8 protein-coding genes and 3 pseudogenes are annotated in these 15,468 nt (G+C 56.9%); 7 read left to right on the forward strand and 4 right to left on the reverse strand.

Translation table 11 applies throughout. The features are described from left to right. Positions 1–18: 18 nt before the first annotated feature. Positions 19–1,134, forward strand: a complete 1,116-nt coding sequence (locus MUO32_RS27780; RefSeq protein ID WP_257951625.1) for a helix-turn-helix transcriptional regulator — start codon at positions 19–21, stop codon at positions 1,132–1,134. Positions 1,135–1,176: 42 nt separating this feature from the next. Here MUO32_RS27780 and MUO32_RS27785 read toward each other — a convergent pair. Both MUO32_RS27785 and MUO32_RS27790 read right to left on the reverse strand, forming a co-directional pair. Then, positions 1,177–1,487 (reverse strand): annotated as a pseudogene (locus tag MUO32_RS27785) (electron transfer flavoprotein subunit alpha/FixB family protein); the annotation flags it as partial. 651 nt (positions 1,488–2,138) lie between these two features. Then, positions 2,139–2,312, reverse strand: a complete 174-nt coding sequence (locus MUO32_RS27790) for a hypothetical protein (RefSeq protein WP_257951626.1) — start codon at positions 2,310–2,312, stop codon at positions 2,139–2,141. A 105-nt stretch (positions 2,313–2,417) separates the two neighbouring features. Between MUO32_RS27790 and MUO32_RS27795 the strand changes: the two genes are divergently transcribed. Both MUO32_RS27795 and MUO32_RS27800 read left to right on the forward strand, forming a co-directional pair. Beyond that, positions 2,418–6,011, forward strand: a complete 3,594-nt coding sequence (locus tag MUO32_RS27795; protein WP_257951627.1) for a M10 family metallopeptidase C-terminal domain-containing protein — start codon at positions 2,418–2,420, stop codon at positions 6,009–6,011. Positions 6,012–6,527: 516 nt separating this feature from the next. Beyond that, the gene (locus tag MUO32_RS27800) at positions 6,528–8,735 is read left to right on the forward strand and encodes a methyl-accepting chemotaxis protein (RefSeq protein ID WP_257951628.1); all 2,208 of its coding nucleotides are present in this window, start codon (positions 6,528–6,530) and stop codon (positions 8,733–8,735) included. 167 nt (positions 8,736–8,902) lie between these two features. Here the strand turns inward: MUO32_RS27800 and MUO32_RS27805 are convergent. Continuing rightward, a pseudogene (locus MUO32_RS27805) lies at positions 8,903–9,121 on the reverse strand (IS3 family transposase); the annotation flags it as partial. 378 nt (positions 9,122–9,499) lie between these two features. Between MUO32_RS27805 and MUO32_RS27810 the strand changes: the two are divergent. The 4 genes and pseudogenes from MUO32_RS27810 to MUO32_RS29440 form a co-directional block, all read left to right on the forward strand. After that, positions 9,500–10,732: a putative DNA modification/repair radical SAM protein gene (locus MUO32_RS27810; RefSeq protein ID WP_257951629.1), complete on the forward strand. Its 1,233-nt coding sequence runs from the start codon at positions 9,500–9,502 to the stop codon at positions 10,730–10,732. Then, a complete protein-coding gene (locus tag MUO32_RS27815) occupies positions 10,729–12,204 on the forward strand; it encodes a UdgX family uracil-DNA binding protein (RefSeq protein ID WP_257951630.1) in 1,476 nt (491 codons plus the stop codon). The genes MUO32_RS27810 and MUO32_RS27815 overlap by 4 nt, the downstream gene beginning before the upstream one ends. Positions 12,205–12,563: 359 nt before the next feature. Continuing rightward, positions 12,564–13,634 carry a DNA topoisomerase IB gene (locus tag MUO32_RS27820; protein WP_257951631.1) on the forward strand — a complete coding sequence of 357 codons (1,071 nt, stop codon included), beginning with the start codon at positions 12,564–12,566 and terminating at the stop codon, positions 13,632–13,634. A 171-nt stretch (positions 13,635–13,805) separates the two neighbouring features. Beyond that, positions 13,806–14,048: pseudogene (locus tag MUO32_RS29440) on the forward strand (IS110 family transposase); the annotation flags it as partial. Positions 14,049–14,940: 892 nt separating this feature from the next. Here MUO32_RS29440 and MUO32_RS27830 read toward each other — a convergent pair. Next, positions 14,941–15,261: a hypothetical protein gene (locus tag MUO32_RS27830; RefSeq protein WP_257951632.1), complete on the reverse strand. Its 321-nt coding sequence runs from the start codon at positions 15,259–15,261 to the stop codon at positions 14,941–14,943. Positions 15,262–15,468 lie beyond the last annotated feature (207 nt).

Genomic DNA, 15,468 nt, shown 5'->3' on the forward strand with positions numbered 1-15,468 from the left:
ATCTGGGAGTAATGCCGCGTGAAACCTGAACACGTTCTGGAAAAGATCCGGTCTATCTATGGCTGGGCGAACGAGGCAACCACGCATAGCGGCCTAGATATCCTGCGTGATGCGGTTGGAGCCGAACATGTCATTCTGACACGTGAGAGCCGGTCCGGTCCCGATGTACGCCTCGCCTGCAATAGGCTCGCAGGCGATGAGCTGAATAGCCTCGAGCCGCTCTGGGCGAATGATTTCGCAGACGCGCCATTTAACCGAATACCGTCAGGCAAAGCGTTTCGCGTGACGGATTTTCTACCGCTCCAAGCGATAACTGAAAGCAGCCGCTATCAAGAAATCGTTCGGCATATAGATGGTGGACTAGGAGCATCCACCAAGCTGACAAGCCAAGAAAGCTCCTCTGTTCTGTTTATCTGCCGCTCCGCCCGACAGGGGCTTGATTTTTCCAATCAAGATTTGATGACGATAGATCTTCTAGCCTCGCACGTGATCGAGGCAAACGAGATACGAATTCGAATGGAGACAAGCAGGAACCGGGAGTCACAAGGTTACGGGGTTCTCAACCTTGTTGACCAGGCGGTCGTTCTTTTAAATCAGGAGGGACGGATTGTATTCATCAACCACGAAGCAGGTGCACTTTTTTCCAACTGCGCTAGTCTGTCGTGCGTCAACAGTCGTGTGCGAGCAACGAATAACGCCACCGACATCACGCTACAGGCAGCGATACGGCGTGCGTCTGATCACGATTTCAAAAGAACTCTCCACCCCGTTTTCGGCTCGGCGGCGCTATTCCGTTTGTCCGTTCCACAGGAACGCGGGCTCCCGCTCACGGTAAAAGTATTTTCGGGCAGCCAGTTAGGAGGTGAAAGGTATGGCCTGTCGGTGTCTGCTGTGCTGATGATAACGGACCCAGAGAAAACAAGCCTTTTCAAAGCTGAGCAATTCTCGTCACAATTCGGCTTGTCGGAACGGGAAGCCCAGCTCGCGGCGCTTGTCTGCAGTGGCGCAAGACTGAAGGAGGCTGCGGCGGCAATGGCAATATCTGTTGGGACCGCTCGCCAATACCTGAAATCGGTGTTCGTCAAAACAGGGGTGAATCGACAGTCGGACCTTATTCGCCTCGTGAGAATTTGATGCCAACTGGCACCTCCTCAGTGCGTTAACGTGTTCAATACGCGATAAGGATAGTGCGCCCTTCACGTGAATGGGAAAGCCCGGGCTAGCAGCGGCCGGGATGGTCTCGATCGAGGTGCTGCACCTTCCGGAGCTGCGGCGAAGGATGCCGTGCGAACGGTTGTCACCTTCTCCGCATCGGTCGATTTTGACCTTGCACCGTTTGGATGGCATTGTCGGCATAGATCGGACGCTTGAACGTATCGGCACTGATGACCTCGACGATTTCCGAGACCTGTGCGAAATCAAGCAGCGCGGAACACGTTCTTGCCGACCGAGGTTGCGGCCGAGATGATGGCGTCATAGTTGCCGGCCGGCGCGGGTTCTTACAAAAAAGTCAAGCAGCGAGGCGCGCTCGCTTTTCGTAAATTGGACCGGCTTTCCAATTCAGCTCCCAGAAAGGCAGGTTACGCCTAGCACAAGGTCACAGAAGCGGAACCACCCGCCTTATTCGTCATGCAGCCCTGCAATGAACTAATAGTCTAATAGCACAGAGGGATTACCTACAATCAGAAGAGATAGTGCCGCAAGGGTGGACCGGAACTGACCTCCTTTCTCGACAAGCTGCCGGACGTCTCCACCCGAACATGTCCTTTGTGTATCGCGATGTGTTAAATTAATGATGTATTAATATATGCGCATTCCGGGGGGGATAAATGGCGCCGACTAAATCGAAGACGACGGACCAGGCCGCTCTTCAAATTACGCGTGACAACGAGTTCTGGGGAACAAAAATGGGTGATGGAACGACCATCACTTACGCATATAGGACCTCGATCCCAGACGGTTACCAGGGCGATGCGACGAGCAAGGAAGGGGCTACGTTTTCCCGTTTCACAGCAACGCAAATCAAGCAAACCGAGATTATTCTCGCGCTTTTTGAGGAAGTCTGCGGTGTAAGTTTCAACCGGGTGGGGACAGGTTACTCTAACAATGCAACCGTGCTACTAGGTAACTACAAGAGCTCAAAAGATAACGCGGCTGGTTTTTCCTACGGTGTAGGCTCCGAGAATCGCACCTCTGGTTCCAATGACGGCGACTTCTGGTACAATCTGACGAATGATGCGGAAGCGGGCACAAATCCTGCGGTGGCCGTTGGCGGTTTCGATTTCAAAACCATGATGCACGAGCTTGGCCATTCTCTTGGGCTTTCGCATCCCGGAAGTTACAACGCTGGCCCTGGTGTCAATCTAAGCTACAGCAAAAATGCGGCTTACAAGGAAGACACCCTCCAATATTCTGTGATGAGTTACTTCGAAGCGGTCAATAGCGGCGCTGACCATGTCGATGGGACCACGACGATCTATTCCAGCACGCTGATGCTGCATGATATCGCGGCTCTCCAGCGCCTCTATGGTGCCAACATGGAGACGCGCACCGGGAACGATACCTACGGCTTCGGCGGCAAGGGCGTCTACAAGATCACCACCGCGGCGCACAAGGTGGTCTTCACGATCTGGGATGCCGGTGGCAAAAGCGACACGCTCAACTTCTCCGGCTACAGCGACCGCCAGACCATCAATCTCAGCGCAGAGAGCTTTTCCAGTGTTGGCGGCCTGAAACTCAACATCGCCATTGCCAAGGGCGTGACGATGGAGAACGCCGTCGGCGGATCGGGCGAGGACACAATCACCGGCAATGCCGCCACCAACAAACTCGATGGCGGCGCCTCCAATGACAAGCTTTACGGCAAGGGTGGCGACGATACGCTCTCGGGCGGCGCCGGAAACGACACGCTGGATGGTGGGGATCATACGGATACGGCCGATTACCAGGGCACGAAGCATGCCGTAACGGTGATCCTGAGCTCCGACGGCACGACGATCGCAACGATCGCTTCGGGAGATAAGGATACGCTCATCGACATCGAGAATGTCGGCGGCAGCGATGTCAGCGATACGCTGACGGGCGATGACTTCGCGAACCGGATCGAGGGCAATGAAGGTGGCGACACGCTGAACGGCAAGGGCGGCGTCGATACCATTCTCGGCGGCGCCGGCAACGACCGGATCGCCGGTGGCGACGCCGTAGACACCTTGGACGGCGAGGGTGACGTCGATACGCTCGACTACACCGCCTACGGCGCGACAACCGGACTTTTCGTCTCGCTCAATGGCAGCACCTATTCGGATGTGACCCTGCACGCGACAGGTGTCTTGCAGGACAAGGTCCGCAATTTCGAGAATGTGTTGGGTGGAGCCGGTGGCGACCATCTCTATGGCGACGCCGGCAAGAACACGCTGACGGGCAACGGTGGGACCGACACGCTCTGGGGGAAGGGCGGTATCGACATTCTCGTCGGTGGTGCCGGCAACGACTGGGCGGTGTTTCTCGACAAGGCGTCCTCGCAGAAGGTCATTGCCACGCTCGACGGGTTGGGAACCGGTACGGCGACGGTCAATGGTGTGACCGACGATACCTTCATCGGAGTCGAGAACCTGCAGGGCGGTGCCGGTGCCGACAAGCTGACGGGCAATTCCGGCGTGAACATCCTTTACGGCGAAGGTGGCGACGATACGCTGAAGGGCGGCGCGGGCAAGGATACGCTCGATGGCGGAGCCGGCTCCGACACCGCGGATTTCGCTGATCTCGTGGTGAGTTTGTACTGCTACCTCGTGGCGGCGGGGTCGAACGGTTCCTCTTTCATAGGCGGGATCTTCGAGGACATCCTTATCAACATCGAGAACGTGCTTGGCGGCACGAAGGCCGACTACATCTACGGCAACAACGATGCGAACATCATCGAAGGTGGCTTCGGTGACGACTACATTTCCGGTGGTGGCGGCAAGGACATCTTGCGTGGCCAGAACGGCGACCACGACACCGTGGATTTCTCAAACTACAGCAAGTCCGTTTCGGTTCAACTCAAGGAGTCGACCGAAGTGACGGTGCTTGTCGACCTGCTGACTGAGGATAAGATTTCCGGCTTCGAAAACATCGTCGGCGGCAGCGGCAACGATTTCCTCTATGGGGATAGCCTGAAGAACAAGATCGACGGTGGCGATGGCGACGACACGCTAAAGGGCGGCGCCGGTTTCGATACGCTGCTCGGCGGTTACGGTTCAGACACCGTCGACTACTCCGCCGAAACGGCGGCCGTGAAGGTCGACATGACCAAGGTCAATTCCGGCGGGATCTATCAGACCGTCACGGTGAACAGAATCGCAGCCGATGAGATATACGGCATCGAAAACATCAAGGGTGGCAGCGGGGACGATGTTCTGATCGGCGATATCCAGATGAACAAGCTCTGGGGTGGCGCTGGCCAGGACACGCTGAAGGGCGGTTCGGGCGACGATACCCTGGCCGGTGGCACCGGCAACGATACGCTTGACGGGGGCACGACCACCGGCAGCTACTATCCGGAAACGGATATTGCCGATTTCTCCCAGAGTGCCAACCGCATTGTGCTTGTGTTCAACAGCGACAATACCAAGCAAAGCGTGGCTTTCCACTACAGCACCGCAGTGGACGCCAACCCTGTCGAAAGCGACTCGCTCTACAACATAGAAGGCGTGATCGGTACTACCGGCTCGGACAAGATCACCGGCTACGAGTCTGGTGATGGCATTGGCGTTGCCAACAAGTTCTACGGTGGCCTGGGCGATGATGGCTTGCTGGGCGGATCGGGCAACGACCTGTTGCAGGGCGGCTTTGGTCGTGACTTCCTGGATGGTGGCACCGGTACCGATACGGCCGACTTCTCCGACAAGACCCTGAGCGTCAAGGTGACGCTCGCTGCTGGTGATACGCGGTCCTACTCCTACATCAACAACAGCACGACGGCCGAGGATACGCTCGTCCGCATCGAAAACCTGACGGGCGGATCGGCTGCCGATCAGCTGACCGGAAATTCCGGCAACAACGTGCTGACCGGCAATGGCGGTAACGATACCCTCAAGGGCGGTGCGGGTTACGATACGCTCGAAGGCGGCGCGGGCATCGACACGCTGGATGGCGGCAGTGAAAACGACATGGCGATGTATAGCCTGCTCGGGATCACGGAAAATCTCTCCGTTACCCTCAACAACGGAGCTACTGTGACGGCGCTCATCAACGGCGTCGCAAACGACAAGCTGACTGCCATTGAGTCCATCCAAGCCGGAAGCGGTAACGACACGCTCGTCGGCGATGTCGGCTACAATTCGCTCTACGGCTCCTACGGCAATGACACGATCACCGGCGGGGGCGGTAGCGATTTCCTTGATGGCGCCAACGGCTTCGATACGCTGGACTTGCGCACGGAAAGCGGCGGCTGGTCTGTGGATCTCGCCTACTACGAAGCGCGACGGGGCGGTGTATCCGCGGCCGTCGAAGATTACGTCTACGGCTTCGAGCAGATCAACGGTGGCAGCAGCAACGACACATTCACCGGGGATAGTTTTGCCAACACATTGAACGGCGGCGGTGGTGCCGATGTGTTGAACGGCCGCGGTGGCGTCGATACGCTGAGCGGTGGAGCCGGTGCCGATACATTCCAGTTCGGTGGACACAATGCGGACTATTGGGCACCCGGACCACTGACCGCGAGCGCCCTGGGCATCGATATCATCAAGGATTTTGCCAATGGTGACAAAATCCAGCTCAATCACGAGACCTTTACGGCCTGGCCCGCCGATACGACGGGGACCGTCTATCCTCTGGCGCTTAACGCGGTGAATTTCTCGTCCGGGAAGAATGTTTCTGCCATGCAGGTCGACGATCGTATCTTCTATGATACGGATGATGGCGCGCTCTTTTACGACGGTGACGGCGGTGGTTCAGGTTCCGCTGCGATCCAGTTCGCGTTGCTTACGAATATGTATCTGCTGTCCGCATCGGACTTTCAGATCATATAGTTTGTAAGTGGTCGCCGTCAGAACCGAGTGTTGTGGGCGACATGACCGCCGGTCTCGCACCGAAGAGATAGGCTGACCTTGCGCGCTGATCGTGAGGTGCTGAAGGCGCGTGTTCCGCGCCAAGCCCCGCGAGTGTCCTTGTTATTTTTGCCCGAAACGCGCAACCCTTCCCAAAGCACTTCGCCAGATCGCACAAACACAGCGGACGACACCGTCGAGATAATGTGTAGGGCCTGCGCGATGACTTACTCCAGGGCCGCACGCTGCTGGTCATTCAACCGCGGCTGCTGACCGGGAGCCTTGCCATTGATCAGCCTCCGGGAATCACACCGCCTCAGACGTTCCTCTTCAATCCCCACGCAACAAAACCCCCGGCCACATCGAACCCGGGTGTGCCGTGGTGAGACCGTAGAGCAATTTATTAAAGATAAAATTTTACTCTTTTTCTTGGGATAAATGTTTGCTTCGGGCTCTGAGTGGACCGAGGAGAATTAGATAAAAAATAAAGAGGGCGAAATGCTGTTTAGATCGACCACCGGGCGCAATATATTTTCGGTTGCATTATGCGGCGTTGCTGCAACCATAGTGGCGTCATCCGTTCTGTTTTATCGTGCTTATGAGGATGCGAGAAGCAGCAGCCTGGAGCGCATGCGACAGATTGCACAGACAGAAGCATTGACGTCGGAAAAGAACATCGGCGGGACCGCTCATATTATCAACGGACTTGGCTCAGTGCTGGAGACCATGAAGCAGGCCGGCGATGTCGACCGCAACAAGGCTGACCAAGTCATCCGGCATATGCTGGAAAACAATCCGAATGTACTCGCTCTCTGGACCGGTTGGGAGCCGGATGCCTTTGACGGCAAGGATGCCAGTTTCGTCAATACGACCGGTTATGACGCAACCGGCCGCTATGTTCCCTACTGGGTACGGGGCGGTGACGGTAAAATCAGCAACACGGCATTGACCGATTACGCGACCGCCGGGCCGGGCGATTACTACCAATTGCCCTTCACGCAAAAAAAGACCGTTGTGATTGAGCCCTATCCCTATGCCATCGACGGTAAGGACGTGTTGATCACCTCTATTGCCAAGCCCATCGTCATCGATGGCAAGGTCGTCGGCGTTGCTGGCCTCGACCTGTCGCTGCAGGAGACGAGCAAGGCGCTTGCAAAAGTTCGCCCGATGGAGACAGGTTTTCTCAGCCTTGTGACGAAGGCGGGCAAGATCATCGGGCATCCAAATGCTGCTCTCATTGGTAGGGGACTGGCAGAAGGCGGCGCAGAGACGGCCGGCTGGGACCAACTTATAGCAAACCCCGGTATCGAGAAAGAAATCGTCGCGCAGGACGGCTCAGTCCATTTCGCGATTGCATCGCCGGTCGCTCTGAGTCCGGACATGACGTGGTACGCAATCGTCTCGGTGCCGAAGAGCACGGTATTCGCGCAGATGAATGCGATGATGCGTGATGCGGTCGCCACCATCTTGGTGGCGGCGGTGTTGCTCGCGCTCGCCGGTTGGCTGATAGCACGTCGCTTCATTGGGCGTATATCGAACGTCATTGGCGAGACGGCGCGGATCGCGCAGGGGGAGCTTGAACTCAACTTGAAGGATAACCAGGTCAAGGACGAGATTGGCGACCTCGCACGCTCGCTTGAAGTGTTGCTGGAAAACAACCGGGAAAAGGCACGACTTGAGCGGGAGGCGGCGTCGAACCGCAGTCTCAACGAAGACGAACGCATTGCCCGTGAGCGCAACGCTGCGAAGGAGGCTGTCGATATTAAGTTTGCCGTCGACAATCTTGCCCATGCATTGGCCAGGTTGGCAGACGGTGACGTTTCCTGCCGTATCCGGCAGCCCTTCGTGGCGCAGCTCGACGACGTGCGCAACGACTTCAACAGCTCGGCCGAGAAGCTGCAGGATGCCCTTATTCGCGTATCGGAAAATGCCCGTGGTATTGACGCGGGCGCTAACGAAATCCGGTCTGCGGCGGACGATTTGGCGAGGCGCACCGAGCAACAAGCAGCGGCTGTTGAAGAAACGGCCGCCGCTCTCGAAGAGATCACCACCACAGTGAAGGATGCGGCCAAGCGGGCCCATGAGGCTGGCCAGCTCGTTGCCCGAACCCGCGTGGGCGCGGAGCGTTCCGGCGAGGTAGTGCGGCGGGCCGTGATAGCCATGGAGCGCATCGAGCACTCCTCCGGCCAGATCTCGAACATTATCGGGGTGATCGATGAGATTGCTTTCCAGACCAATCTTCTAGCCCTCAATGCCGGTGTGGAAGCGGCGCGTGCGGGTGACGCCGGCAAGGGTTTTGCGGTCGTGGCTCAGGAGGTGCGTGAACTCGCTCAGCGTTCGGCAAATGCCGCAAAGGAGATCAAGGCCCTGATTACGACATCGAATCAGCAGGTAGACGAAGGAGTTCAATTGGTTGGCAACACCGGCAAGGCGCTTGATGCCATCGTGGCGGAAGTGCAGGAAATCAATCAGCATGTCAGTGCGATTGTCGAATCTGCGCAGGAACAGTCGTCGGGTCTGCAGCAGATCAACACGGCGGTAAATCAGATGGACCAGGACACGCAGAAGAACGCTGCGATGGTCGAGGAAACCACCGCTGCAAGTCATACACTGGCCACGGAAGTTCAGGCGCTGAACCAGTTGCTGAACCAGTTCGAGCTGGGCACGGCGACAAGTGCACAGCGTGGGTTTAGTGCCGCGGCTTAATAACGATTCGATCAGCCGGGAACGGCTAGCTTTGGCGGTTTCGTTTTCATTTTGATAGTCAGGAAGAGTATTGTTTCTGCGATCTCCGCAGCCACCCTGCATGTGCGCGGCAAGCAGAGGCCGTCGCATGCGGATTGTTAGCATTGATTGCTGCGAGATTTGTCGAGCTAAATAGCCCCGAGTTTCGTAGCCACCTTGGGTTGGATTTTCTGCTGATTCTCAAACCCGACGGGCGACAGCATCCCGTTTCTGAGATGTTTGCGTTTCGGATTGTAGAACATCTCGATGTAATCGAACACGTCCTGGCGAGCTTCATCGCGTGAACGGTAGACCTTGCGGCGTATCCGCTCTCGCTACAGGAGATTGAAGAAGCTCTCGGCCAAAGCCTTGATCCCAAGGATATCCTGGATTTCACGGGGGAGAATGAGGAGATCTTCGATGCCCTCCATCGCTTGTGTGACGGTGGATGCCGCTCCGTTGAACGCTGCTTTTTCGCTCGCTGGCATCGTGAGAGTTGTGTCGTTGTCGTCGAGCGACAGCGCCTTTTTCGAGGCGGGAACAAGCTCCCGATACGAAAAGACGAACCGAACGTGGCGGCGGACGACAAAGTCCATGTTTTCGATAATTCAACGGTAGCATCTTGGATTTTCGGCTTGCCCAATAGATGGGTTCGGTATGCGAGCAAGTCGACGGCCTAGCACGTGTCGCGTGTGTGCTTCCGATGTCATTGACAAATGCGATGTGAACATTTAGTGAACAAAGCCATGAAGAAGTCGCTTAGAGACCGCTTAGCTATCCTCTCGGATGCGGCAAAGTATGACGCGTCCTGTGCTTCTAGCGGGACGGTGAAACGAAATTCCTCCGCTACCGGGGGGTTGGGGTCGACGGAGGGCTCCGGCATCTGTCACGCTTACGCGCCGGACGGGCGATGCATCTCGCTCCTCAAGATCCTGATGACCAATTTCTGCATCTACGACTGTGCGTATTGCATCAATCGGTCCTCTAGCAATGTCGAGCGTGCACGGTTTTCGGTCGAGGAAGTTATCTGGTTGACCCTCGAATTCTATCGACGGAACTACATCGAAGGCCTGTTTCTGTCCTCGGGTATTATTCGCTCTTCCGACCATACGATGGAGGAGATGGTTAGGATCGCCCGCGAGCTGCGCACAATGCACAACTTCCGCGGCTACATTCATCTCAAATCCATTCCGGAGGCATCGCCGCAACTGATTGAGGAAGCGGGGCTGTATGCCGACCGCCTTTCGATCAACATCGAACTGCCGACCGATGCCGGGATCGGAAAGTTGGCGCCGGAAAAACGTCCGGACAACATTCGCCAGTCGATGGGCAATCTGCGCCTGAAAATCGAAGAAATGGCCGAGCCGACATTGCAGACCAAGCGGCGGAAGAAGTTTGCACCGGCCGGGCAAAGCACGCAGATGATCGTCGGCGCCGATGCGGCCGACGACGCCACTATCCTCGGCACAAGTGCACGACTCTACGGCAGCTACGGTCTGAAGCGCGTCTATTACTCCGCTTTCAGCCCAATCCCCGACTCCTCGAAAAACTTACCGCTGATCAAACCGCCGTTGATGCGTGAGCATCGCCTTTACCAAGCAGACTGGCTGTACCGTTTCTACGGGTTCGACATCTCGGAAATTACCTCGTCACGGCCTGACGGCATGCTTGATCTCGACCTCGATCCAAAACTGGCCTGGGCGCTCGGACATCGGGACCGCTTTCCCGTAGATATCAATCGCACTGACAAAGAAACCCTTCTGCGTGTGCCCGGGTTTGGGACCAAGACCGTAAAGTCCATTCTATCGACACGGCGCTTCAAGCGGTTGCGGCTGGAGGACGTCGCACGGCTCGGCGTGTCGTTGAAAAAGGTGCAAACATTCATCATCGCAGAGGACTGGACCCCACACCGTCTGATCGATCGCGCCGATCTGCGATCGATGTTCATGCCTAAACCGGAACAGCTGTCCTTGCTATGAGCGAAACCTGCTTTCTTGAAGGACGTGGCGACCTGTCCGAATGGCGCGACGCGGCGCGACGGTTCTTGGCGGCTGACCTCCAACCCCAGATGATTGATTGGCGGCTGAGAAGCGAAGAGCAGGGGCTGTTTGGTGCTGGAACAAACGACATAGCCAATCTGGAGAGCTTCCCGGCCGTTTCCACCAACGCCGCAGCACAAATGTCGGTCCCACCGGCCTTCATTCGGCTGGCAGATGCTGTCGTCTGTCACTCCGATCCCGGGCGATTTGCTCTGCTTTATCGACTTCTTTTTCGCCTGAAAGCAGAACGGCATTTGTTGGACGTCAAGACTGACGCTGACGTCGCGTTGGCCCATCGCATGCAAAAATCCGTCGGTCGCGATTATCACAAGATGACGGCCTTCGTCCGTTTTAAGGAAATCCACCTGCCCATCGGCGTCGCTGGCCGGCGGTGCTTTCTCGCCTGGTTCGAACCCGACCACTTCATCGTAGCGCGCGTTGCACCATTTTTTCAACGGCGGTTCAACGACATGGACTGGATCATCGCTACGCCACGCGGTTCGGCATCCTGGGACGGCAAAACGTTGTTGACGTCGACCGAGCCGGCGCAAAAGCGTGATATCTCCGATGAGACCGACGAACTCTGGCGCATCTATTACGCTTCGATTTTCAATCCGGCACGATTGAAGGTGAAGATGATGATGACGGAGATGCCAAAAAAGTACTGGAAAAACCTGCCGGAGGCAGAACTCATTCCGCGTCTTATCGCCGGCGCGGAAGCCAAGCTCATTGATATGGGGCGGCGGCAAGCAACCGAACCTCGTCCCTTTCATCATCGCCTCCAGGAAGCTGCGGCGCGGGTGCCGGAGGCATCGGTAACCGAAGCCGGCACGATCGAGGCGCTGCGTCAGGAGGCTAGACGCTGTACGCGCTGTGATCTCTACTGTCGGGCGACACAGACGGTGTTCGGAGAAGGACCTGTCGACGCAAAAGTCATGATCGTCGGTGAGCAGCCCGGCGATCAGGAGGATCTTGCGGGGCGGCCGTTTGTCGGGCCTGCTGGCCGCGTGTTCGATGAGGCTCTGTCTCTTGCCGGTCTCGACCGGAACACCCTCTACGTCACCAACGCGGTCAAGCATTTCAAATACGTGCCGAGGGGAAAGCGACGCATCCATCAACGACCCAATGAAGGCGAAGTGGAGCAGTGCCGCTGGTGGTTGACGCGTGAAATGGATCTAGTCAAACCAAAGCTCGTTGTGGCAATGGGGGGGACGGCGCTCTTCTCGCTGACGGATCGCAAGGACCGCGTGGAAGACGTTCGTAGTCGGCCAATCGTTATGGATGCGACACGGACGCTGTTCGTGACCGTCCATCCGTCTTACCTGTTGCGAATTCCCGATCAAGTAAGGCGAGATGAGGAGCTGGCGCGCTTTCGCGAGGATATAGTGCAGATCGGCAAGCTTGCGGCCTGAGCGGCTAGAACGCCGTGAATTGCAAGGCGCTGTGTCGTAGGAAATCTGAAAGCCTCTCTTCGGGGTTTGAATTAGGCTGACAGGATTTGCAGTCTCGTGCGTAACCAGTCCGCTACGAGGCATAGACGCTTTTATCAACGTGATCTTTACTTCTCGGTTTGTGATCTCGCTTAATGGGTCTTGGCACGCCGTTCGCCCGTTCTCCAAGGCGTGATACGACTATTTCGTAGTCAATTGAGTAATCTGCCACGAATGGTTCGGATGACCCGACGATCGATGGGTGTGGATCTCGGACTAGTAAGCGCCGTCTAATCCCCAAAGGTGGAGGAACACCCGTTCGATCCGCGAGTTAACGCGAGATGAACGAGATCATCACGAAAATTGACAAGACCGTGACGGAAGCCAAGCTGAGGTCTGGGCTCGTCTACGTGCCGGAATTGGATACCGGCATCACGCGCATATCCGGCGCGAACGGGTTTCTTTATTATCGTCCGGACGGTCGGCGTATAAAAGAGGCGGAAGAAATCAAACGGCTGAACGCGCTAGCAATACCACCGGCCTACACCGATGTCGTCATTTCGACCAATCCCTTCTCACATCTCCAAGCCATCGGGAGGGACTCGCGAGGCCGGCGCCAGTACCGCTATCACCCGGACTGGCATGCCGAGCGCGACAAGGCAAAATTCGAACGGCTCGTCGACTTCGCCGGTCGCCTGCCCGATCTACGCGAACGTGTCGAACACGATCTCCGTTCTCGTAGTCTGGGCGTGGAAAAGGCGCTGGCCACGGTCGTGTGGATGCTGGACAATCTCTACATCCGAGTTGGCAACGCGGCCTATGCGGAGGCCAATAAGTCCTACGGTCTTACGACTCTGCGAAGCCGGCACGTCAAGGTGGAGGGTGGTAGCCTGAAGTTCCGCTTCAAAGGCAAGTCCGGCAAGGAATGGAATCTGACGCACCATGACCGGCGTATCGCCAACGTTGTTCGGAAATTGCAGGAGCTACCAGGTCAGCACCTCTTCCAGTACATGTGCGATGACGGTGGCCGCCGCGCAATTTCCTCACACGATGTCAACGACTACATCCGTGACGCGACCGGTGACGATTTTAGTTCGAAACAGTTCCGCACATGGGGCGCCACCTGCATGGCCGTCGAAGTGCTGGCGGCGCTCGAGGTGGCCGTGACCAGGCGCGAACTGAACCGCCAGCTCAATACAGCGATCGATTCCGTGGCCGCCAAGCTCGTCAACACGCGTGCAGTCTGCCGGTCGTCCTACATCCATCCTGCGGTAATCGAGGACTTTCAGTCAGGTATGCTGCGTGACGTTCTCAAACTAAAAAGCACAAGTGAACGACTGCTGCGATGGTTGGATGAAGAAGAAATCAGTGTGTTTCGATGGCTCAAGAAACGCACGGTGGTGGCTGGATGATGTTTATGTGACACGCTGGAGGCCACCGCCGGGCTTGAACCCTGGACACCTTAGACTAGAAGAATTTAGCATCGTTGGCCTGAACCTTGCAAAGCGTGTGTGTCAGGTTGATGCCGCCAGATGCCATGCAAGTGTGGTCTTGCGCAGGAAACTGTCTCGCGTCCAAGTCGCGTCGAGGACTGCGGCACCGCGGATTACTCGGCTCGTGAGATAGTCAAACTTGGCCATGATGTTCGCTTGATCCCGCCGGTCTACGTTAAGCCCTTTGCCAAACGGCAGAAGAGTGATGCGGCCGATGCAGAAGCGATCGTTGAAGCAGGGCCTCGGCCGTCGAGGCGACTCGTCGTTCCGAAGACTGAATCCCAGCAGGCCTGCTCCATGCTCTTCCGCACGCGGAACCTCTTCGTCCGGCAGTGAACGCAGCGTATCTATGCCCATCGAGCACACTGGTCGGCCATGGTGCACATGGTGTAATTGCATCTCAAGAGGTTGTCGTCGACGAGGCGATGCAGCAGGTTCAGCACATGGGTCTTGCTCGGACCACCTGATTTCAGCAACGATTGTTCCCTCGCATTTTCTGGGGAACAGCCAACCGGTTTTGCAAATTGGTCGTGGGCTTCAGCATCTCCGCACCTATCGGCGACCTTTCACTGATCCTTCTAGCCACAGACGAGCTCGGCTCGACTTTAAGCTTTCCACCTTAAGATCTGACGAGGTTGGATCCGTATCGATGGCCCGCCACGCAACCACCGTCCAGCGTGTGCGCCGTCCTCAGCGCGCGAAAGGGTGCCTCGTGCCACATCACGCGATTTCCAGGTCAGCACAGAGCGGGAGATGGTCCGACGCCAGGCGGGCGAGCGGCGTGTCGTGAACGAAGGCCCGGCTGGCGGAGATGACCAGTTGTTTGACAAAAGTCCGAGTGGGGTCATCTGCTGCGACGGCGCGTTGGCTCTGATAACGGCCGCCTCCATTCCGCACTCGGGCGGCCGCCTTTCCCACCAGGTGATGAAGGACCCCCATGCGCAGCGAGAAGGTTGTTTTTCGCGCGCGAAGCGAGTCAGGGCAGTCTCGACTTTGCTGCGTTAAGGTGCTTGGTGCGAATTTAATGCTAGCGCTACTTGTGTGAGGAGCCGTTGAGTTCTGGGGTCACTAGATCGATCCCACGACATCGCCGATTGACACAGACGCTGGACCAACGACTTCGGGTTAATCCTAGCCCCGCGTGGGGCATTCGCTGGCGGGGCCTGCCGCAATGCAAAAAGGCCCCGAGTTACTCGGAGCCTCATTCATCGGCATCAGGAATCGGCTAGTTGTTGCCGGCCCAGTCGCAGACGCGGGTGTCACCTTCACTGCGGTTCATAGCGCCGTTGGTCGAACAGTCCGACTTCATTTTGGCGCGCTGTTCATCCTTCAGGCCGGCCCAGTTCTTCGACCACTCGGCCTCAGGCCGTAGTGTGCGTGCCTTCATGTCGCTGTAGAAGACGTTGCCGGTAGCTTCATCCATTTGCATCTGGGCCTGGTCACCGGCGTTGGTGGTCTCGGCGGCGTCGCCGCTGTTGGTTTGGGCGAGAGCCGAAATGCTTAGGAGCGTGGCGGCTGCGGCAATCGTGGCGAGTTTGGTCAACATGTTTTTCTCCTTATGAGCGGGCAATCCCGCATCGATTAGAAAACATGCAACTGCAGCCATGGTTCCCCACAACTGTGCGAAACCGTTATAAAAGCCGAAGAAATATCCTAACTAAACAGCCAGACGCTGGTCCAAAAATCACCTTAGGGTCAGTACTCGTTAATCACAGCCAGAAGATGACGGTTGCGGCCAGAGCGAGGGCGGAGA

This window comes from Shinella sp. CPCC 101442, assembly GCF_024704725.1.
Classification (GTDB): Bacteria; Pseudomonadota; Alphaproteobacteria; order Rhizobiales; family Rhizobiaceae; genus Shinella.

Bases quoted from the DNA above. Each gene is read 5' to 3' on its own strand.
- MUO32_RS27790 (WP_257951626.1), bottom strand. From the start codon at position 2,312: ATGGCCAAGCTCGTGCATCATGGTTTTGAAATCGAAACCGCCAACGGC.
- MUO32_RS27795 (WP_257951627.1), top strand. From the start codon at position 2,418: ATGAGTTACTTCGAAGCGGTCAATAGCGGCGCTGACCATGTCGATGGG.
- MUO32_RS27800 (WP_257951628.1), top strand. From the start codon at position 6,528: ATGCTGTTTAGATCGACCACCGGGCGCAATATATTTTCGGTTGCATTA.
- MUO32_RS27810 (WP_257951629.1), top strand. From the start codon at position 9,500: ATGAAGAAGTCGCTTAGAGACCGCTTAGCTATCCTCTCGGATGCGGCA.
- MUO32_RS27815 (WP_257951630.1), top strand. From the start codon at position 10,729: ATGAGCGAAACCTGCTTTCTTGAAGGACGTGGCGACCTGTCCGAATGG.
- MUO32_RS27820 (WP_257951631.1), top strand. From the start codon at position 12,564: ATGAACGAGATCATCACGAAAATTGACAAGACCGTGACGGAAGCCAAG.
- MUO32_RS27830 (WP_257951632.1), bottom strand. From the start codon at position 15,261: ATGTTGACCAAACTCGCCACGATTGCCGCAGCCGCCACGCTCCTAAGC.